The organism is Roseibium algicola, assembly GCF_001999245.1.
Taxonomy (GTDB): Bacteria; Pseudomonadota; Alphaproteobacteria; order Rhizobiales; family Stappiaceae; genus Roseibium; species Roseibium algicola.
In genome coordinates this window covers 1,461,356-1,480,547 of sequence record NZ_CP019630.1, presented here as the reverse complement: position 1 = coordinate 1,480,547, position 19,192 = coordinate 1,461,356, and the positions used below count along the sequence as shown (strand labels likewise).

Sequence of the window (19,192 nt, the reverse complement as noted above, 5' to 3'; positions counted from 1 at the left end):
GTCGGGTGGCGGGAATGAAAAAAATGCGCAATATGGAGCCATGTCAAACCGCTGGCTCTATCTGGCCCTGCCACCGTTCCTGCTCGTGGCTGTCGCCTTCATGCTGGTTCAGCTCTTCATGGAGCTGGATGAGGACAGCGTTGACAGGAAGGCCGCCGAGCGGCTGACGCTTTATCGCCAGACGATTTTGGGCGAATATCAGAAGTACCGCTATCTGCCTTACATGATTGCGCGGGATCCCCGCGCAACGTCAGCGCTGGGCCTTGGCCAGCCATCGGAAAGCGCCAATCGGTTCCTGCAGGAAATGGCCGAAAATTCAGGCGTGGATCTGCTCTATGTCATGAATGCTGAAGGCACGACCCTGGCGTCCAGCAACTGGCAGGAAGACTTGTCGCTGGTCGGCCGAAACTACGGTTTCAGGCCTTATTTTTCAGCCGCCATTGAAGGCGAGGAAGGTCGCTTCTTTGCAATCGGCGCGACCTCGGACGAGCCGGGCTTGTTCCTGGCACGGCCGACGCCGGTCAGCGGCAAGCCGGTTGGTGTGGCTGTGGTCAAGGTGGACATGGGCCCCCTGGAAGAAGCCTGGGCCGAAGGTGGTGAGACCGTCTTTGCCTCCGACGCCAATGGCGTGATTTTCCTGTCGAGCCAGCCCGATTGGCGCTACCGGACGTTGACGGCGCTGCCGCAGGAGGTGCGCCAGATGATTGAGGCAACGCGCCAGTATGCCGGTCGGGAATTGTCCCCGGTCAGCGATAGTTTGGATCAGGAAAGACAGCAGCTCGTCATCGACGGCAAGAACTACCGGCACAATTCGGCGGATGTCGGCCTGCTTGGCTGGACCCTGCATTTCCTGGTCCCGGTGGAAGAGACCCGCAAGAGCGTGCTGCCGATCTGGGCGGCAACCATTTCGCTCTGCCTTGTATATGCGGTCATTGTCCTTGTACTGCGCGGTCGGCGTCTGCGCCAGGCCTCCGCGTTGCTGCGTCAGGAATCGGCCGGACTGAAAGAGCTGAACACCCGTCTGGTGGAGGAGATTCAGGAACGGCGGCGCGTTGAAAAAGAGCTTCTGGAAGCACAGCGCGGCCTTGCCCGCTCCAGCCGTCTGGCGGCTGTGGGCGAAATGTCCGCGGCAGTCGTGCACGAACTCAGCCAGCCGCTGGCGGCCTTGCGCATGTTCGTTGCCGGAACACGCAAGTTCCTGGAAAAGGGCGACACGGAAACCGCCTCGGAAAACCTTGACGAAATCGATTCCCTGCAGATGCGCATGGCCAGCCTCACGCAGGAACTGAAGCGCTTTGCGCGGCCCGGTGAAAGCCGTATCGAGAAGATTGACCTGACAGAAAGTGTCCGGACCGCCGAAAAGATCGTGCGGCCCCGGTTTGAAGAGACCGGCTGCCTTTTGAAACTGGACCTTCCGCCCGATCCGCTGGAGGCGGAAACCGCTCCGCTCAGGATCGAGCAGATCCTGGTCAATCTCTTGCGCAACGGTGCCGATGCAACGGCGGGCGAAGAGGCCGGTGAAGTCAAACTGCACGCGGAACGGCAAGGGACAGAGCTGGTGCTGGCAATTTCCGATAACGGCCCCGGCATCCCGGAGGACCTGAAGGAACGGATCTTCGACCCGTTCTTTTCCACCAAGACCAGCAGCGGGGGCATGGGGCTCGGCCTTGCCATATCGATGCGGCTCGCGGAGGACCTGGGCGGCAGCTTGTCGGTGCGTGCAAACACCCCCAAGGGTGCTGTGTTCGAATTGCGTCTGCCTGCCTTGTCCGGCGAGAAAGCCAGTGAAAGAGCCAGTGACAGCGCCGGTGACAGGGCCTCCGGCACCAGGACCGAACGGGAACCAGAAGCCGCAGAATGACCGACCTTTCCCAGAAGATTCCAGTCCTCATCGTCGACGACGATCCGTCCATGCGCGCGGCCCTGCGGCAATGGATAAGACTTGCAGGTTTTGAAACCCATGAAGTTGCAACGGCAGGTCAGGCGCTTGCCAGATTGTCCGCCGAATTCCGGGGTTGCGTCGTTTCGGATGTGATGCTGGACGGGGAAGACGGCGTCTCGCTTCTGCGCAAGATCGGGGCGCTCGACGCGGATCTTCCAGTGGTGCTGATTACCGGTCACGGCGATGTGCCGATGGCGGTCGAGGCGATGCGGGCCGGGGCCTATGACTTTGTCGAAAAGCCGTTCGATCCAGATCTGATTGCCGACGTGGTTCGCCGGGCGTGTGACAGGCGTGCGCTTGTTCTGGAGAACCGTTCGCTACGCACGCAATTGCTCGATAGCGCGGGTCTGGAAAGCCGCCTGATCGGCAATAGCCCCGCCATGCAGGCCCTGCGCCAGCAAATCCTGCATTTTGCTGCAACGGATGCTGCGGTTCTCATTACCGGTGAAACCGGCACAGGCAAGGAAGTGATTGCCCAGGCTCTGCATGATTTCAGCCCGCGCAAGGCGGGGCCTTTCATGGCGATCAACGCGGCAGCCCTGCCGGAGGCCATGGTGGAAGCGGAGCTGTTCGGCCATGAGGCCGGCGCTTTCACCGGTGCAGACAAGCAAAGGACAGGAAGGATCGAGGCGGCAAGTGGCGGCGTCCTGTTCCTGGACGAGATTGTCTCCATGCCGCTGGCGTTGCAGCCGAAGCTGTTGCGCGTGCTGCAGGAGAAAAAGGTAGACCGTATCGGCGGCACAAGACCCGTCGATGTCGATATCCGTCTGGTCAGCGCCGCCAATGTCGACCCCAGGGAAGCTGTGCGCAGCGGACGGCTGCGCGAGGACCTGCTCTTCCGGCTGAATACGATTGAACTGCGGGTACCGCCACTGCGCGAACGAGGCCGTGATGCGCTCCTGCTGTTCGACACGTTCCTGAACCGCTTCGCCGCCCAGTATGGTCTGGATGCCCCGGCCACAAGCGCTCGCGACGAGGCGTTCCTGCAGACCTATGGCTGGCCCGGAAACGTCCGGGAGCTGCGCAACGCCGCCGAGCGCTTCGTGCTCAACGCACCGGTCTCGCCGCAGCCGCTGGAAGAACTGGTGACCGGCCAGCGGGAAACGGGACCGGTTCCCGTTGAAGGTGGACTGAAGGAGCTGATGGACGCCTATGAGCGCAACCTGATCGAAGGTGCCTTGCGTCGTCACGGTGGGCGGATGGCCGACGTGATGCAGGAACTCAACCTGCCGCGGCGAACGCTCAACGAAAAAATGACCCGCCTCGGCCTCAGCCGCGATCAGGCGAATGCCGAGACTGTCGAGGGATAGGCATTCCCGAGAGCATTCACCCGAACGATGCTCCAACATCCAGCCTCATCCTGAGGAAGCCCGTGAGCGCTGTCTCGAAGGACGGGCCGCTGGCTCCCGAGTGTGCTGCGCATCCTTCGAGAAAGACCTGATGGTCCTCCTCAGGATGGAGGTAATCGGGACATGAGACGGCGGTTCGAAGCTGGCAGACAAGCTCCCCACATCATCCCGAACCGGCGGAAATCCGCCGAGGGTATCGGGCTATCGGCAAGATCTTGCCGAGCTGCACTGCAGCAATTCGAGGGTGGGGCGGAAAGAAGCATCGATTTCCTGCCGGAAAGTGTTGCCAGCAAGAACTGGCACGGGTCATGCTACAGGCTCATCGACTTGGCACGGGCTTGTGCGCGGAGGTGTTCAGGCCGAGCTGTCAAGGAAATGAGCAAACGTCTTGGGAGGATTGCATGCTCTTTTCACTGAAATCCGCAACCGCTGTATCCGCGGCTGCGCTGTCTCTGGTATTCGCCACCGAAACCTTCGCCGCCGACGTAACCTGGAACGTGTCGCTCTGGGGCAAGCGCCGTGCGTTTACCGAGCATGTCGAAAAGCTGGCCGAAGAAGTGGCCGCAAAGACCGACGGCAAGTTCGAAATCAAACTGCAGTACGGCGAAGCCCTGTCGAAGTCTCGCGAGAACCTCGACGGTATTTCCTTCGGTGCGTTCGAAATGGCGCAGATCTGCGCCTCCTATCACCCGGACAAGAACCCGAGCTTGACGGTTCTGGAACTGCCGTTCCTGGGCGTGAAGGACCTAGACCAGGAAATCAAGGTATCGATGAAGCTCTATGAGCATCCCGCCGTTAAGGAAGACCTTGGCCGCTGGAACGCTCAGGCTCTGATGCCTTCGCCGATGCCGCAGTACAACTTTGCTGGCAAGGGCGATGTGCCGAGCTCGATTTCCGACTTTGACGGCATGCGCGTGCGTGCCCTTGGCGGCATCGGCCAGTTGATGGAATCTGTCGGCGCGGTGCCGACCTCCGTGACCGCTTCGGAAACCTATCAGGCGATTGATTCCGGCACGGTGGCGGCTGCCAGCTTCGCACCGCATGCGCATCTGTCGTTCAAGGTGGTTGAAGTCGCCAACTGGTGGACCAAGAACCTGAACCCGGGAACCGTGCAGTGCCCGGTGATCGTGAACATCGACGCTTACAATGCCCTTCCGGACGACTTCAAGGCAGCTCTCGACAGCTCGGTTGAGCCGGCCCTGGCGCATTACCTGGAGACCTATGACAAGGTCTACGAAAAGTGGTGGCCGGAACTGGAAAGCCGCGGTGTGACGCAGATTGAGTTCTCCGATGCCGAACTGGCTGCCTTTGCCGAAAAGGCCGGTCCGATCCAGGCCGCCTGGGTGGAAGAGCAGTCCGCCAACGGTCTGCCGGCGCAGGACATCCTGGACATGGTCAAGTCGACCCTCGCGGAATAAGCCCGGCAAGCCTGGACTGTTTCACACTCTTCCCGGCGCGACCTGCGCCGGGAAGCCAATGCTCGGGGCTTAACTCATGAACACAATCGATCCCGGAGGACGTTCCGTTTCGGAGCGCCCGGTCACCTATATCCGCTTTGACGGCTGGCTCGCTCACGTCGAGAATGCCTTCAACCTGTTTGCCGCAGGAGCCATCCTGGCCTTGATGCTGCTGGCTGTCCTTCAGGTTGTCGGCCGCCTGGGCTTCAACACCCCGGTACCCGGCTTCATCGACATCACCGAACAGGCAATGGCCATCTTCGCTTTCGCCGGTATTGCCTATTGCCAACGCGTCGGGGGCCATATCCGCATGGAGATCGTGCTCGGCCGGCTCAGCGGCCGGACGCTTTACATCTGCGAAATGCTGGGTGTCATCCTGATCGCCTTCACGGTCGCGCTCCTGATCTGGGGCTCCTGGTACCATTTCGACCGGTCCTGGACGATCGGCGACAGCACCATGGATATCCGCCTGCCAACCTGGCCGTCCAAGCTGATGGTTCCGGTCGCGCTCAGTCTCCTGTTCCTGCGCCTGTGCATGCAGATCTACGGGTACGCCCGTCTGGTCGTGAACCCGTCTCGTGAAGCCTATTGCGTGCCGATGATCGAGGGTGTCGAGGAACACGCCAAACACGAGATCGAAGAAGCCTTTGGCGATGACGTGGAAGAAGGAGGCGCGCGATGACGCCGTTTGAAGTTGGCCTCCTGATGACCGGCGTCCTGCTGGTCCTCGTTGTCTTGGGTGTGCGTGTGGCTTTTGCCGCGGCCTTTACGGGACTGGTCGGCCTTATCGTGCTGTTCTCCCTGAAAATGGGATTCTCGAAAGGCTTCTTCGTGGCCTTGCAGATGGCCGGCACGATCCCGCATTCCAAGTCGGTCACCTATGCCCTGTCGGTGCTGCCGACATTCATTCTGATCGGCTTCCTGGCTTTCTACGCCGGGTTTACCAAGCAGCTTTTCGAAGCGGCGAAGCGCTGGCTGGGTTGGCTGCCGGGCGGCATGGCCGTGGGCACGGTGTTCTCCACCGCCGGTTTCGCAGCTGTATCAGGTGCATCTGTGGCAACGGCCGCGGTCTTTGCGCGCGTCGCCATTCCCGAAATGCTGGCCGCCGGTTATTCCAAACGACTGTCGGCTGCCGTCGTTGCCGCCGGTGGCACGCTGGCCTCGCTCATCCCGCCGTCCGCAATCCTGGTGATCTACGCCATTCTGGTGGAACAGTCGGTCGGCAAGCTCTTGATCGCCGGTTTCCTGCCGGGCGTGTTCTCGGCATTGATCTACGTCGGCATCATCGTGGCCGTTGCCGCCTGGCGTGGCGATGCACCACCGGTCGGCGGCTTTACGTGGAAAGAGCGCTTTGAAAGCGTCCCCGGAACCCTGCCGATCATCGCCGTCGTCGCGATCATCTTCTGTTCGTTCTTCTTCGGTCTGGCCACCCCGACCGAAGCCGGTTCGCTCGGAGCCTTCGTGGTGCTGGTCGTTGCGTTCATGAAAGGCATGCGCACCAAGCAGCTCGGCCAGGCCTTGCACGAGACCGCGAAACTGACGGTGATGATCTTCACCCTGATCTGGGGCGTGCTTGTCTACGTGCGGTTCCTGGGTTTCGCCGGCCTGCCGGACGCTTTCAGGGACTTCATCGTCGCCCTGGATTATTCGCCCTGGGTGGTGATGGTCTGCATCCTCCTGGCTTACGCCGTTCTCGGCATGTTCATGGATGCGATCGGCATGCTCATCCTCACGCTGCCGGTGGTCTATCCTGCGGTGATGGCGCTGAACGGCGGTGAAGGCGTGTCGGCTGCCGACAGTGCGTTCGGCATGTCGGGTGAGGCCTGTTCGATCTGGTTCGGCATTCTGGTGGTGAAGATGGCGGAACTCTGTCTGATCACACCACCGATCGGGTTGAACTGTTTCGTTGTCTCGGGAGTGCGGCCGGATATTCCGGTGCAGGAAGTTTTCCGCGGCTGCGTACCGTTCTTCGTCGCGGACGTCCTGACCATCGCAGGCCTTTTGGCATTCCCCTCGATCATCACCATCCTGCCCGAGCTGATGGCCTGACGGGAAAGCCGAGATGAAGAAAACAAAACGCCGCCGGAAGGTCTTTCCGGCGGCGTTTTTTGTTGCTGGCCGGGGAATTGCCCCGGGTTCGGGTTAATCGAAGATGTGAGCCTGGCTCTGCGGCGTATCGAACCGGTTGGGTCCCTGTGTGCCGGAGAAGAACATGTTGGCGAACCCCTGACAGAGGGCGAAAAGACTGCCGACAATCGGGATGAACCAGACGAGCAGCCAATAGCCCGACACATCCCTGTCGTGGAACCGGCGAACCTGAACGGAGAGGTTCGAAATGGAGAACGGCAGGATCAGCAACCACATGGTCAGTCCACTTCCGCTTGCCAGTAGTTCGTCCGCGTTTGCGTAGTATTGAATCTCGTTCTCGATCGCGGTGAAATAGGCAAAGATGACCGCGACCATCATGATCAGGTTGAATGTGCCGATACCCCAGTAACCGAGCCTGCCGATGCGGCCGTTGAAGCTGAAAAAGAAACCGAGGAACTGCATCACCGCATCGATGATGGAAAGACTGCTGTCGCCGGCAACCTGAACGGCGGCGCCTCCGGCGCGCGCATACCCGCCGGCGCTCGAAGCATAGGCATTGTTGCCCGAATAGCCGTTCTGGCTCGGGCCCCACTGGCCCTGACCTTGCGGGTCCAGTCCACGTTTTCCAAATTGCTTGCGCTGCACAGGCATGAGTATCCCCCGTCCGAAAATTTCTTGTCAGAACGAAGGTAACCTTACGCGAGCCGGCTTAAGATTGACGTAAGGGACGTGGTTAAATCTTGGTGAAATTGCGGAGGGTTTTCTACCCGTTCAGAAAAGGCTGCCCTGGCTGGTTGCCGGTCCCTTGCCGGTCGCCGGTTTTTTCACTTTGGCAGGCTTCGGGCCGGCACTGTCGCTGAGCGCGACGGCGTCAACCGTACCGTCCGCCAGTTCTATGGAAAGGGCTGCACCAGACGCGATCGCTGCTGCCGAGCGTACCGGCTGCCCGCTGTCGTCGCGCACCACGGCATACCCGCGTGCAAGTACATCCTTGTAGGAAAGCGACTTCAGGAGTTTCTGCAAACCGTCAAGGCGCGCCTTTTCCTGCGAAAGACGGGCAAGATAGGCCCGGTCAAGCCGGTCACCCAGACCGGACAGGCGCTCGGTCCCGAGCGTCGTCTGCTGGGCGAGCCGGGCCGGTGTCAGCCGCACGGCCAGGGCTTCGAAGGCATGCCGCTTTTGCGAGACCGCGACTTGCAGCGCGCGCTGCTTCCGCTCGCTCGCCTGGACAAGATCCTGCCGGGCTTTCGTGCTCAGGCGAGACAGGAGCAACGGTGACAGGCGTCCTGCAAAATTCTGGTAATGGGTCCGGTGCGTTCTGGTGCTCACGATCAGTGCGCGTTCCAGGCTGCTGGCCAGCGTGTCGAATTTCTGGCGCGGCAGGGCGAGAAGGTCTTGCGGCGCGGGCAGGGCGGCGCTGGCGGCGCGCAGTTCTGTGCGCCGGGAAGTCACGAACCGCACCAGGCCCGAATTGAGCCTGCGGGAACGGTCGTCGACCATGGCCATCAGCTCGGCCTTCACCGGCACGGCAAATTCGGCTGCGCCTGTCGGCGTCGGGGCGCGCAGGTCGGCGGCAAGGTCGATCAGCGTCCAGTCGGTTTCATGTCCGACGGCCGAGATCAGCGGGATCTGGCTGTCTGCGGCTGCGCGGACGACCGCTTCCTCGTTGAAGCCCCACAGGTCCTCGATGCTGCCGCCTCCGCGGGCTACGATCAGGACGTCCGGTCGCGGGATCGGTCCGCCGGGTTGCAGGGCGTTGAAGCCGCGAATGCCGTTGGCGACTTCCGCACCCGAGGTCTCGCCCTGGACGCGGACCGGCCAGACCAGCACATGCAGCGGAAAGCGGTCTGCGATCCGGTGCAGGATATCGCGGATGACGGCACCGGTCGGCGAAGTAACCACGCCGATGACACTCGGCAAGGGCGGCAGCGGGCGCTTGCGCTCCTCCGCGAAAAGGCCTTCCGCAGCAAGTTTCTTCTTTCGCTCTTCCAACAGCGCCATCAGGGCGCCAGCTCCCGCCGGTTCCAGGGAGTCGATCACCATCTGGTATTTCGACTGGCCCGGGAACGTGGTGATCTTGCCGGTGGCAATCACCTCCAACCCCTGTTCAGGCTGGATCTTCAGCTTGGAGGCTGCTCCGCGCCAGATAACACCGGACAGGACCGAGCGGTCGTCCTTCAGGTCCAGATAGATGTGACCGGACCCCGGCCGGGAGATCCGGCCCAGCTCGCCGCGCACACGCACGTAACCGAAAGCATCCTCCATCGTACGCTTGATGGAGAAGGAAATTTCGGAGACTGAGAATTCGGCGACGTTGGACTGGGTTTCGCTCACGCAGGTGATTCCTCTTCTGCCCCGAAAGTGGCCGTTCGGGGAGGCAGGGTCAAGGACCGTGCGGACCGCCTTTGCCCAAGGCTTGGGAAAAGAAGATACGGCTTAAGCAGGCGCGTAAGAATCGAATAGGCTGTGGAAGCTTCCACAGCCATCCGAACCGCCTTGAAACCCTCACAATCGAGCGCATACCTAAGCACCATGGCCAAATACGAGTTCAATATGCAACGACTGTTCCTGCGACATATCCTTGCCGATGGCGCACGCATAGAAGCGGACCGCAGCCAGGCGAACTATCTGCTGAACGTTCTGCGCCTCAAGGATGGCGACTACGTGCTTGTCTTTAATGGCAATGATGGTGAATGGCTGGCCAAGATTGTCAGCAATGGCCGGCGCGACTGCACTTTGCAGCTGATGGAACGCACCCGTGAGCAAACCTCGGCAAATGACCTGATGTACATGTTCGCGCCGCTCAAGCACGCCCGGCTGGACTATATGGTGCAAAAGGCCGTGGAGATGGGAGCTGGCAGCCTGAAGCCGGTGCTGACCCAGCATACCCAGGCCAGTCGAATCAATCTCGAGCGGATGGAAGCAAATGTGATCGAAGCGGCCGAGCAATGCGGTGTTCTGGCCGTGCCGGAAGTTCTTGCGCCCCAGCCGCTGACAGATGTGCTTGCGGTCTGGAACGAAGCACAGCCCGGCCGCAGGTTGCTGTTCTGCGATGAAGCGGAAGGGACAAACAATCCGCTTTTGACCCTGGCCCAGATGAAGGAAAGCGGTCCGAAGCCGCTCGCCATACTGATCGGGCCGGAAGGCGGTTTTTCCGAGGAGGAGCGGTCTCTTCTGTGCAGTCTCGATTTTGTCACGCCAATTCCCCTGGGCCCACGTATCCTGCGCGCCGACACGGCAGCTGTCGCAGCCCTGGCGGTTCTGCAGGCAACGGTGGGCGACTGGAGGTAGGCGGCTGTCCGGCTTTCTGGCTGCACGGAACCGTTATTCATGTTCAGGATCACGTGAAAGCTTTGGGGGAAGGGACCTTGCTTGATCTGGTATCGCTCCTCTGCGAGGTCAGGGCAAAGCTGGGATCGGCACCGTTGCAGAAGCCGGTTGCACATTCCCCGACGAACGGCTTGCGTTCCTGAAACGGACCGGCATGATCACCACGCACACTTCGGTGTCGTTTCCTTGCTTGCATTCTTGTTTCAAGAAACCTAAATCACCGAGGCTCAAAAGCGTTCCTCCCGGAACGCGCCGGATCACTGCGGTTTGTAGGGGGCAGCCTGACGGGCCGCGCAGTTTTTAGGACGCTTTCATGGCCCGCGATACGGTCGACTCCACCCCGATTGAAACGGTTGCGGATCTTGCCGCGACGCTCGAGGAGGGCTGTAAGCCGGAAGAGAAGTTTCTCATCGGCACCGAGCACGAAAAATTCGGCTTCTGCCTGAACGAACTGACGCCAATTCCCTATGGCGGTGAAAAGGGCGTCGAGGCCATCCTGACCGGCATGGAAAAGCTGATCAACTGGGAGCGGATCGAGGACGCCGGCAAGATCATCGGTCTGGCCGACGACCGCGGCGGCGGCGCGATTTCCATCGAGCCGGGCGGTCAGTTCGAACTTTCTGGCGCGCCGCTCGACAACCTGCACCTGACCTGCCGCGAAGCCAACCAGCACCTTGCCGATGTGCGCCGCGTGGCCGAACCGCTCGGTATCGGCTTCCTTGGCATCGGCATGACCCCGACATGGTCACGTGCCGACATGCCGCGTATGCCCAAATCCCGCTATGACATCATGACCAACTATATGCCGAAGGTCGGCTCGCTTGGTCTCGACATGATGTACCGGACCTCAACCATCCAGGTGAACCTCGATTTCTCGTCCGAAGCCGATATGGCCCTCAAGATGCGCGTCGGCCTGGCTCTGCAGCCGATCGCGACCGCCATTTTCGCCAATTCGCCGTTCACGGAAGGCAAGCCGAACGGCTTCAAGTCCTTCCGCGCCCAGATCTGGACCGACACCGATCACGACCGCACCGGCGACATGCCCTTCGCTTTCGAGGAAGGCTTCGGCTTCGAGCGTTATGTGGAATGGGCAATTGATGTGCCGATGTATTTCGTCAAGCGCGGCTCGACCTACTACGACGTTACGGGCACCACTTTCCGCCAGTTCATGAATGGCGCGCTGGAAGGCAAGGTTCCGGATGCAACGCCAAATATCGGTGACTGGAACAACCACCTGTCCACGCTTTTCCCCGATGTCCGTCTGAAGAAATACATCGAGATGCGCGGCGCAGACGGTGGCCCGTGGCGGCGCATCTGCGCTCTGCCGGCACTCTGGGTCGGCCTACTTTACGACAAGGGCGTGCTCGATCAGGCCTGGGAACTGGTCAAGGACTGGACCCAGGAAGAGCGCGCGGCTCTTCGTGCAGGCGTTCCCAAAACCGCCCTGCAGACACCTTTCCGCTCAGGCACCGTTCTGGATGTCGCCAAACAGGTGCTTGCCCTGTCCCAGGAAGGTCTCAAGCGTCGCAATCGCCTCAGCGATGGCGATCTGGACGAGCGCGTGCATCTGGCTCCGATCGAGGAAGGCCTCGCCTCCGGCATGTGCCCGGCAGACGTTCTGCTGCAGCGCTATAACGGTTCCTGGAAGGGCGATATCAGCCAGGTCTTCCGCGACTACGCCTACTGAACAAGCTCCGCCCGCAGCATCAAGTTGTGGGCGACCGGCACTGTCCGCAAAAGGCCTGAATTGACCTGAGGCCCGCGAAGCGTCACTCTGTCTGTGATCGGTCTTTTTTCTCAAGGCCTTGCAACAGCGTGAGCGGAGCGACGCAAATGACTGGCAGCGAGACGGGAGCTCCTCCCTTCGACATCTTTTCCTTGTCGGAAGATGTGCGCAACCGCTTCGGCTGGTCGAATGAAGACCTTAGCCGGGTGATGGAGCAGCTCCTGCCTGCCGCGCTCAACGGTTTCCGCTACTTCGGCAGCACGGTACCGGGTTTTTCGGAGTTCCTCGGGCAGACGTCGCCGCTTGGCACAGTCGCGCAAAACCCCTTTGCCGGCTACGCAGGTCTGTTCCAGAGTCCGTCCGATGCGGCCCTGACACCCTTTTTCGGGCCTGAAGCTGTTCAAAAGGCGCTTGCCAGCCAGATTTCCGGCCTCACAGGCCTTCAGCGCGATGCCATCCAGGAAATGATGCCCGTGGCGGCGACGCTTGCCATGGGGCAGATCGCCAGGCCTTTTGTCCACGGTGAAGCTCGTAACCTGCTTGACGCCTATCTGCGCGGCTTTGCCAGAGGCCGGCCGAAACCGCAACCGACCCCGGTCGACTACCTGCAAGGCTATGCCGAGGCGATGCAATCCTTCTGGGGCGCGTTCCTGCAACCGGCCAGCATTGTTACGAAATCCGCATCACCAGAGCCTGAGCCCGAGCCGCAGGAAGAAGACTTGCCCCCGGACGACGAGCCGGACGCCCCTGAGGGCAATGCGTCCGAGTTTGAGGAAATGGTTTCGAGCTGGATGTCCGCCGGCCGTGATTTCCAGTCCAACCAGTTCAAGGCTTTCGACAGTTTCTTCGAAAAGGCCGCCAAGGATTTCCGCGACGTTTGAGCCGTCTTCAGGTTTGGGCCGCCCTTAACGCTTTTTGCAAAAAAAAGACCCGCCGGGAGGCGGGTCAGGTTCGTCAGCAAGGCTTGCCGACAGGGGCTGCAAATGAGGGGAGGTCAGCCGAAAGGTCAGGCCGCCAGCTGGCGGGTCTTGCTTTCGGTCACGAGCGTCATCATCGGCTTGTCCTGCGCCGAATTGGCGGCGCTATAGCCGATGGTCTCGCGGAGCGCTGAAGATCCGTTCACCAAGGATGTCGGATCGGTATAGAACGGTTGGGCCAATGCGCGTCGAACGTCGCTCCGCGTCAGGCCGATGTCCTTCAACTGCTCGTCGGACCAGTCATTCAGTTCCGCGAACTGACGACGGTTTTTGGACACACGCCATACACGGGCAACCATCTGCCCGAAGAGAGCGAAGAACGGGGTGCTTGCTGTATGTGTCATGGCAAAATTCTCCTGTTGGCGGACGGAGGGATTCCGACTGCCTGTTCCGAGCCTGATTTGGCGTCGCTTGTTGTGGAACATCTCCTATGTGGACTGTTTGCTGCTATTAATCCAACGAATGTTTGTGATTGAAATTATCACTTTCTGTGAAGTCAAAATCCCCAAAGCGCTTCGATTCAAGCAAGGCGGCCGCTTCGCGAAATCATTTCCCCTTTAAATGGATGCCATGTTAAATATGAGCATCCTTTATCAGTGAGGCGCTCATGCTCGACCTGGATCAGCTCCGGACCTTTGTGGCCATTGCCGAAAGCGGCAGCTTCACCAAGGCGGCGGACAATGTGCACAAGACACAGTCGGCGGTGTCGATGCAGATGCGCCGTCTGGAGGAGCGGATCGGCAAACCGCTCTTTGTCCGGGTTGGCCGGCAGTCCCGCCTGACCGAACATGGCGAGCGTCTGCTTCACTACGCGCGCCGGCTCGTGCAATTGAACGACGAGACGCTTGCCGCTTTCGATGACACGGAACTTGCCGGGCTCGTGCGTCTGGGCACACCGGACGACTACGCAGATCGGTTCCTGCCGGAAATTCTGGCGCGCTTTTCCAGGTCCAACCCCAAGGCGGAGGTCAGCGTCGTCTGCGCCCCGACACCCAATCTGGCCGACATGATCGCCGAGGGTGAGCTGGATGTCGCCATCATCACCCACGTACAGAAGCGTGGTCGCAAGAACGTAGATCTGGTACGGCGCGAACCTTTGCTCTGGGTTGTCTCGGCCCGCCACGCGGTGGAAAACGAGTCGCCCCTGCCTCTGGCGCTGGGACGCGCTACCTGCGACTGGCGCCGGGCTGCGATCAATGCGCTCAGCGATCAGATGCGCGAACATCGCCTGCTTTATTCAAGCTGGAACTCTACGGCAGTCGGCGCCGCCGTCCTGGCCGGGCTTGCCATTTCCGTTCTGCCGGAATCTGCGCTTCGGTCCGGCATGCGGGTCCTGACGGAAGCCGAGGGTTTCCCGAAATTGCCCGATTGCGAAATAGGTATCATGCGGTCCTGGCATAACAATTCCCGGGTCACGGATGCCCTGGTCGAGCACATTGTTTCATCGCTCGACAACCTTTCGGTTCCACTCGCGGCCGAATAGTTGCAGGCGAACGGAATTCCCGGAACGATTTCAAAATCTTACCTAGAGTATTGATTTGTCCTGCTGGCCAAATATCGATTGAAGTGTAAGAAGTTGTGATGTATCTTTAGTAAATCAATTCGAATCTCAAATTTCACCACCGGTTTGTGGCTCATTTCATAGGGTCCTTGCATGCATCACGCACTGGACATCGACCAACTTCGAACGTTTTTGGCGATCGCGGAGTTGGGAAGCTTCACCAAGGCTGGTGAGGCTGTGCACAAGACGCAGTCGGCAGTCTCCATGCAGATGCGGCGGCTGGAAGAGCGTGTTGGTCAGCCGATCTTCATCAAGGACGGGCGCCAGTCCCGGCTGACGGAAAACGGCCTGCGGCTGGTCGAGTTCGCCCGCCGGATGATCATGTTGAATGACGAGACCCTGTCTGCCTTCAATGGCCAGAAGGAAGTCGGCCATGTGAAGCTGGGCGTGCCGGACGATTATGCCGACCGGCTGCTGCCGCAGGTGCTGGCGGCCTTCAACCGGCTCAATCCTTCCATTGAAGTGCAGGTGGAATGTCTGTCCAGTGCCCGGCTGACGGATGCGATCCGGGAAGGAACGCTCGACGTCGCCATCACGACCTCCCAGGATACGATGGACCTGCGCGGTGAAATCATTCGCCGTGAGCCGCTCTACTGGGTTACGTCTAACCAACATTGCGCCCACACACAGGACGTTGTCCGGTTGGCACTCGGACCGGTCACCTGTGGCTGGCGCCGGATTTCGATGGATGCGCTCGACCGGTCGGGACGCCCCTACCGGGTCTCCTACACAAGCTCCAGCGCGGCGGCTCTCGTCGGTGCGGTTCAGGCCGGACTTGCCGTGACGGTGTTTCCTGAAAGCGCGATTCGAGACGGCATGCGTATTCTGGACGAGAAGGACGGCTTTCCGACGCTGCCCTATTGCGACATCGCCCTGCTGCGCTCGGATACGGCACGCGAAACCATGCACGATACGTTGTGCAACCACCTGGTGGCAGCCATCGGCAACGTTGGCAGCGGCACAACGCAACTGGCGGCGGAATAAACCTCCGCCGTCCGGTTTCTTCTCATGTCAGGGATAGACCTATCGGGCGCGCAGCATCATCAGGTTGCCACCGATGACACAGGCCAGACCGGCGGCGGCCACTGGCGTCCACTGATAGCCTTCGAAAATGGTCGACAGAGTGAGAGCGACCACCGGGAACATCACGGTGGCATAGCCTGCCCGCGCCGAGCCGATGCGGCCGAGCAGGGTCAGGTAGGAAGCAAAGGCGATGACCGAGGCGACAACAGCCAGATAGATCAGGCTTCCGAAATAGTTCACGGACCATTCGACGGAAAAACTCTGGCCGCGCAGGGCCGAGAAGACCCCCAGGAAAAGCATGCCGTAGACCATGCCCCAGGCGGTAGCAGGTGTAACGCCGATGCCGCGCCGCTGGGTGTCAGCCGACAGCATGTTGCCCAGGCAGAAGGACAATGTGCCGCCGACGCACATGGCGAGGCCAATGGCAGCTTCATCATTGAACTCTGCCCCGGCCAGCTTCGGCCAGAACATCAGGCCGATACCCAGAAAGCCGAGCAGCCCGGCACCGAGAGCGATCGGGCTTGGCCGTTGGCCGAACAGGATCAGTCCCAGAAACAGGTTGAAGATCGAGGCGGTCGAGAAGATCACCGCCAGCAAACCGGACGGCAAAATGGCCGCGCCGTAGTAGAACAGCGTGAAGTTGGTGGAAAACAGAAACACGCCAAGTCCGGCAAACCGCAGGTGATCCTGAAGGCCGAAGGCAAGATGGTGTCCGCGAAAGCGTGCCCACGCCATCATGATCGACGCTGCCAGCACAAAGCGCCAGAACACAGACACTTCAGGCGCGACCGTTGCCACCTGGCCCTTCATCGCAATCCAGCTGAAGCCCCAGGCAAGAACCGTCGCCGCGTAAAGACCATAGTCGGTTGCACTGAAACCGGCAGAGCCGGGCCGGAGGCTGGGGGATGCAACGCTCATGAATGAACCGATCTTTATGGGGATGTTGTTCCTAAGATTGGCGGTCAGGACACTTCAATGCAAATGATTGTTTTTGATGTTTTCATCAAGGTTGCGCATGGATAAAGTCCTGCCGGAATTGAAGCGGTAAGGCTTGTGAGCAGGTTAGAGGACAACATGCATTTTCTCGTCGTTGAGAACTATCAGCATACGGAACTTGGCATTCTCGGTCGTGTCGCTACGCAGGAAGGTCACAGCTGGCACACCGTCAAGGCATTTGAAGGCGAGCCGCTACCCCAAGCCACCGATGCGTTTGCCGGCTTGGTCGTGTTGGGCGGAGCCCAGGATGCGCTGGCGGACGAAGCCTACCCGCATCTGCCGAAGGTCTGCGACCTGATCCGTGCCTTTGACGATGCCGGCAAGCCCGTCCTCGGCATTTGTCTGGGCTCGCAGCTGATCGCCCGCGCCTTTGGTGGAGAGAACCTTCTGGGCTTGCCGGTTGAATTCGGCTGGCGCGACGTGACACCGACCGACGCAGGGCTGGAAGACCCCGTGGTCGGCAAGCTCGGGGCCGGTGCTCCTCAGTTCCACTGGCATTCCGACACCGTAACGCTGCCGGACGGGGCGGTGCTTCTGGCGAGCAGCGCCATGACACCGGTCCAGGCCTTCCGCATGGGCGATTTGACCTACGCAATCCAGTTCCATTTCGAAACCGGCCTTCCGGAAGTACGTAACTGGAGCGAAGCCTTCAGTGAGGACATTCGTGCGCATACGCCGGACTGGCACAGCCGTTTCGACACCGAAGCGTCCCGCCATGCAGCAAAGGCCGACGAGACCGGAGCCGCAATTGCAAAGGCCTGGCTGTCGTTGCTTTGAGACTTATCGCACTTCTGGTTCCGGGGTTGTGTCCCGGGGTATTATCATCCCGGTATTCAGACCACCGGTGTTCCACCGGTCAGAACTGTCTGCATTGCTGTTTCGTCCAGGTTGCCTCCTGACAGAATGATACCGGCCTTCCTGCCATGAAGCTTTGGCGCATCCTGCATCAATGCGGCGAGGGCGGCAGCACCTGCACCTTCGGCGAGATTATGCGTATCTGCAAACAGGACGCGGATGGCGGCAGCGATCTCGTCATCCGTAACCGTTGCGATCCGGCTGGAGCCGGTCTGCAGGATATCAAGCGCCGCCTGTACCGGCTCCCGGCAGGCCATGCCGTCGGCGAAAGTGGCTGCGGTTTCCGTGGTCACGATTTTTCCCGCCTCGACGGACAGCCTGTAGGCGGGGGCGTTTTCCGTGACGACAGGCACGATCTCGGTTTTAAGCCCCAGAAGGTCGCGCACCGTGATCAGTCCGCAGGCGCCGGAACCCATGCCAACGGGGACATAGACCACGTCGAGATCGTCATGCGCCCTGAAAAATTCCAGCGCGTAGGTCGCAACGCCAAGGACGATGTTCCTGTGAAAGCTCGGCACCATCAGGAAACCGCTCTCACGGGCCAGTCGCTCGGCAGTGCGCCGGGAAATGTCGAAGTCGCGACCGTCGATCACGAGATCAGCACCAAAGGCCTTCATCGCCCGGTTCTTGCCCTCCGCATTTCCTTCCGGCACCACGATGGTGGCGGGCAGGCCAAGCGTTCGGGCAGCCAGCGCCATGGACTGGCCGTGGTTTCCGCGGGTGGCCGTTACGACGCCGCTGGGGCGGCCGTGTTCTTCGATATGTTTCTGGATGTAGACGATGGAGCTGCGCGCCTTGAAGGCGCCGATCGGGGTGTGGTTCTCGTGTTTGACCGCGATTTCCAGGCCGAACCGCTCCTTCAGGAGTGGCCAGGCATAACTTGGCGTTTCCGGCACAAGCTGGCGCACGATCGGAAAAGCGGCTTCAAGGTCGTCCAGGGTGAAGAGAGCGGTCATGGGCGTGGTCAGGTCCGGTTTCTGGTGTTGGTCGGCCGCAAGTATATCCGCGTTCTCCGCACTGTCTTTCAGGATCCTGAACCTATTCGGACTTGCGCGGCCCCTGTTCCTGCGTCAGGTTTGCGCGCCATGCAAACGGACACTGTTCATACCCAGCCTGGATCTGTGCCCATCCACCGGGAGGTCGCCGGATATGGGCTCTGCCTTTTGCCGGCCGCCGGTTACGATGTCGGTTTCGTGGCAGATACGGGAACCATCGGCTTTGCGTTTGACTGTCAGGCGGGCAGCCATGCCATCGCTTCGGACAGGCGAGAAGATTTCGTTCGCTTGCCCAACACGCTGGCTTTGACACCCAGCGGCTGCGACATCCGCTCCCAGTCAGAAATGGGCGGTGAATATCTTCTGGTCAGCGGTCGCGAAATCCGTCTGACGGAAGGGTGTTACCGCACCAACATCCTGTCGAAATCTGCTTCCATGGCCGCAGGCAGACTGCGCAAGTGGATGTTGTCGGATACGCCTCTGGATCATCTGGAAACCGAAGCGTGCATCAACGCACTTGCAGAGGCGGGGCTGAAGCCGCAGCGCCCTGGCAAGGCTGCCAGATGGATGACAGGCAACCGGTTTCGGAAAGTGGCGGACAGGATCGAGGCCGATCTTGGGTCAAATCTGTCCGTTGCCGTTCTGGCGCAGGAAATCGGCGTTTCGGCCAGTTTCCTGAGCCGTGCCTTCTCGGCTTACTGTGGGCAGTCGCCCTACGACTATATCGTCAGCCGGCGGCTGCAACGCGCCCGGGCGCTCATCGTTTCCACCGGCAAGCCGCTTGCGGAAATCGCCCTCAGGTCGGGCTTTTCCTCGCAAAGCCACATGACGGCGAGTTTCCGGACGCGCCTCGGGGTCAGTCCCTCCAAGTTCGCGCGCCCGGATCGCTGATC

General features: G+C 60.6%; 17 protein-coding genes. 12 read left to right on the top strand and 5 right to left on the bottom strand.

Going from position 1 to position 19,192, the window contains the following annotated elements:
* Positions 1-40: 40 nt before the first annotated feature.
* The 5 genes from B0E33_RS06905 (at position 41) to B0E33_RS06885 (ending at position 6,797) form a co-directional block, all read left to right on the top strand.
* A complete protein-coding gene (locus tag B0E33_RS06905) occupies positions 41-1,861 on the top strand; it encodes a sensor histidine kinase (protein ID WP_077290774.1) in 1,821 nt (606 codons plus the stop codon).
* Positions 1,858-3,252 (top strand): sigma-54-dependent transcriptional regulator, encoded by a 1,395-nt coding sequence (locus B0E33_RS06900; RefSeq protein ID WP_077290773.1) that lies wholly within the window; start codon positions 1,858-1,860, stop codon positions 3,250-3,252. Before B0E33_RS06905 ends, B0E33_RS06900 begins: the two co-directional genes overlap by 4 nt.
* Before the next feature lie 440 nt (positions 3,253-3,692).
* Positions 3,693-4,709, top strand: a complete 1,017-nt coding sequence (locus B0E33_RS06895; RefSeq protein ID WP_075284590.1) for a C4-dicarboxylate TRAP transporter substrate-binding protein — start codon at positions 3,693-3,695, stop codon at positions 4,707-4,709.
* A gap of 76 nt (positions 4,710-4,785) precedes the next feature.
* Positions 4,786-5,430 carry a TRAP transporter small permease subunit gene (locus B0E33_RS06890; RefSeq protein ID WP_023002121.1) on the top strand — a complete coding sequence of 215 codons (645 nt, stop codon included), beginning with the start codon at positions 4,786-4,788 and terminating at the stop codon, positions 5,428-5,430.
* On the top strand, positions 5,427-6,797 hold the full coding sequence (locus B0E33_RS06885) for a TRAP transporter large permease (protein WP_077290772.1): 1,371 nt from the start codon (positions 5,427-5,429) through the stop codon (positions 6,795-6,797). The genes B0E33_RS06890 and B0E33_RS06885 overlap by 4 nt, the downstream gene beginning before the upstream one ends.
* Before the next feature lie 93 nt (positions 6,798-6,890).
* Here B0E33_RS06885 and B0E33_RS06880 read toward each other — a convergent pair whose 3' ends face one another.
* Together B0E33_RS06880 and xseA are read right to left on the bottom strand one after the other, a co-directional pair.
* On the bottom strand, positions 6,891-7,487 hold the full coding sequence (locus tag B0E33_RS06880) for a DUF805 domain-containing protein (protein WP_023002119.1): 597 nt from the start codon (positions 7,485-7,487) through the stop codon (positions 6,891-6,893).
* Between the two features lie 120 nt (positions 7,488-7,607).
* Positions 7,608-9,170: an exodeoxyribonuclease VII large subunit gene (gene xseA, locus B0E33_RS06875; protein ID WP_077290771.1), complete on the bottom strand. Its 1,563-nt coding sequence runs from the start codon at positions 9,168-9,170 to the stop codon at positions 7,608-7,610.
* A 198-nt stretch (positions 9,171-9,368) separates the two neighbouring features.
* On the opposite strand from xseA, the gene B0E33_RS06870 reads away from it, so the two are divergent.
* From B0E33_RS06870 to B0E33_RS06860, 3 genes are all read left to right on the top strand, one after another.
* Positions 9,369-10,127 carry a 16S rRNA (uracil(1498)-N(3))-methyltransferase gene (locus B0E33_RS06870; RefSeq protein ID WP_077290770.1) on the top strand — a complete coding sequence of 253 codons (759 nt, stop codon included), beginning with the start codon at positions 9,369-9,371 and terminating at the stop codon, positions 10,125-10,127.
* A gap of 352 nt (positions 10,128-10,479) precedes the next feature.
* Positions 10,480-11,853, top strand: coding sequence for a glutamate--cysteine ligase (locus tag B0E33_RS06865; RefSeq protein WP_023002115.1), 1,374 nt, complete (start codon positions 10,480-10,482; stop codon positions 11,851-11,853).
* Positions 11,854-11,999: 146 nt separating this feature from the next.
* Positions 12,000-12,773 carry a DUF937 domain-containing protein gene (locus B0E33_RS06860; RefSeq protein ID WP_077290769.1) on the top strand — a complete coding sequence of 258 codons (774 nt, stop codon included), beginning with the start codon at positions 12,000-12,002 and terminating at the stop codon, positions 12,771-12,773.
* Positions 12,774-12,898: 125 nt separating this feature from the next.
* On the opposite strand, the gene B0E33_RS06855 is transcribed toward B0E33_RS06860, so the two are convergent.
* Positions 12,899-13,213, bottom strand: a complete 315-nt coding sequence (locus B0E33_RS06855; RefSeq protein ID WP_023002113.1) for a DUF1127 domain-containing protein — start codon at positions 13,211-13,213, stop codon at positions 12,899-12,901.
* Positions 13,214-13,476: 263 nt separating this feature from the next.
* Between B0E33_RS06855 and B0E33_RS06850 the strand changes: the two genes are divergently transcribed.
* Both B0E33_RS06850 and B0E33_RS06845 read left to right on the top strand, forming a co-directional pair.
* Positions 13,477-14,352 carry a LysR substrate-binding domain-containing protein gene (locus tag B0E33_RS06850; protein ID WP_006935582.1) on the top strand — a complete coding sequence of 292 codons (876 nt, stop codon included), beginning with the start codon at positions 13,477-13,479 and terminating at the stop codon, positions 14,350-14,352.
* Positions 14,353-14,523: 171 nt separating this feature from the next.
* Positions 14,524-15,414: a LysR substrate-binding domain-containing protein gene (locus B0E33_RS06845; RefSeq protein WP_023002112.1), complete on the top strand. Its 891-nt coding sequence runs from the start codon at positions 14,524-14,526 to the stop codon at positions 15,412-15,414.
* Positions 15,415-15,453: 39 nt separating this feature from the next.
* Here the strand turns inward: B0E33_RS06845 and B0E33_RS06840 are convergent, their stop codons facing one another.
* Entirely contained in the window at positions 15,454-16,371 is a 918-nt protein-coding gene (locus tag B0E33_RS06840; RefSeq protein WP_023002111.1) for a DMT family transporter, read from the bottom strand.
* Positions 16,372-16,527: 156 nt separating this feature from the next.
* On the opposite strand from B0E33_RS06840, the gene B0E33_RS06835 reads away from it, so the two are divergent.
* Complete coding sequence (locus B0E33_RS06835) at positions 16,528-17,226, top strand: type 1 glutamine amidotransferase (protein WP_077290767.1); 699 nt, start codon at positions 16,528-16,530, stop codon at positions 17,224-17,226.
* A gap of 56 nt (positions 17,227-17,282) precedes the next feature.
* Here B0E33_RS06835 and B0E33_RS06830 read toward each other — a convergent pair whose 3' ends face one another.
* The gene (locus tag B0E33_RS06830; protein ID WP_077290766.1) at positions 17,283-18,260 is read right to left on the bottom strand and encodes a threonine dehydratase; all 978 of its coding nucleotides are present in this window, start codon (positions 18,258-18,260) and stop codon (positions 17,283-17,285) included.
* A gap of 129 nt (positions 18,261-18,389) precedes the next feature.
* On the opposite strand from B0E33_RS06830, the gene B0E33_RS06825 reads away from it, so the two are divergent.
* Positions 18,390-19,190 carry a helix-turn-helix transcriptional regulator gene (locus tag B0E33_RS06825; protein WP_077290765.1) on the top strand — a complete coding sequence of 267 codons (801 nt, stop codon included), beginning with the start codon at positions 18,390-18,392 and terminating at the stop codon, positions 19,188-19,190.
* The last annotated feature ends 2 nt before the right edge of the window (positions 19,191-19,192 follow it).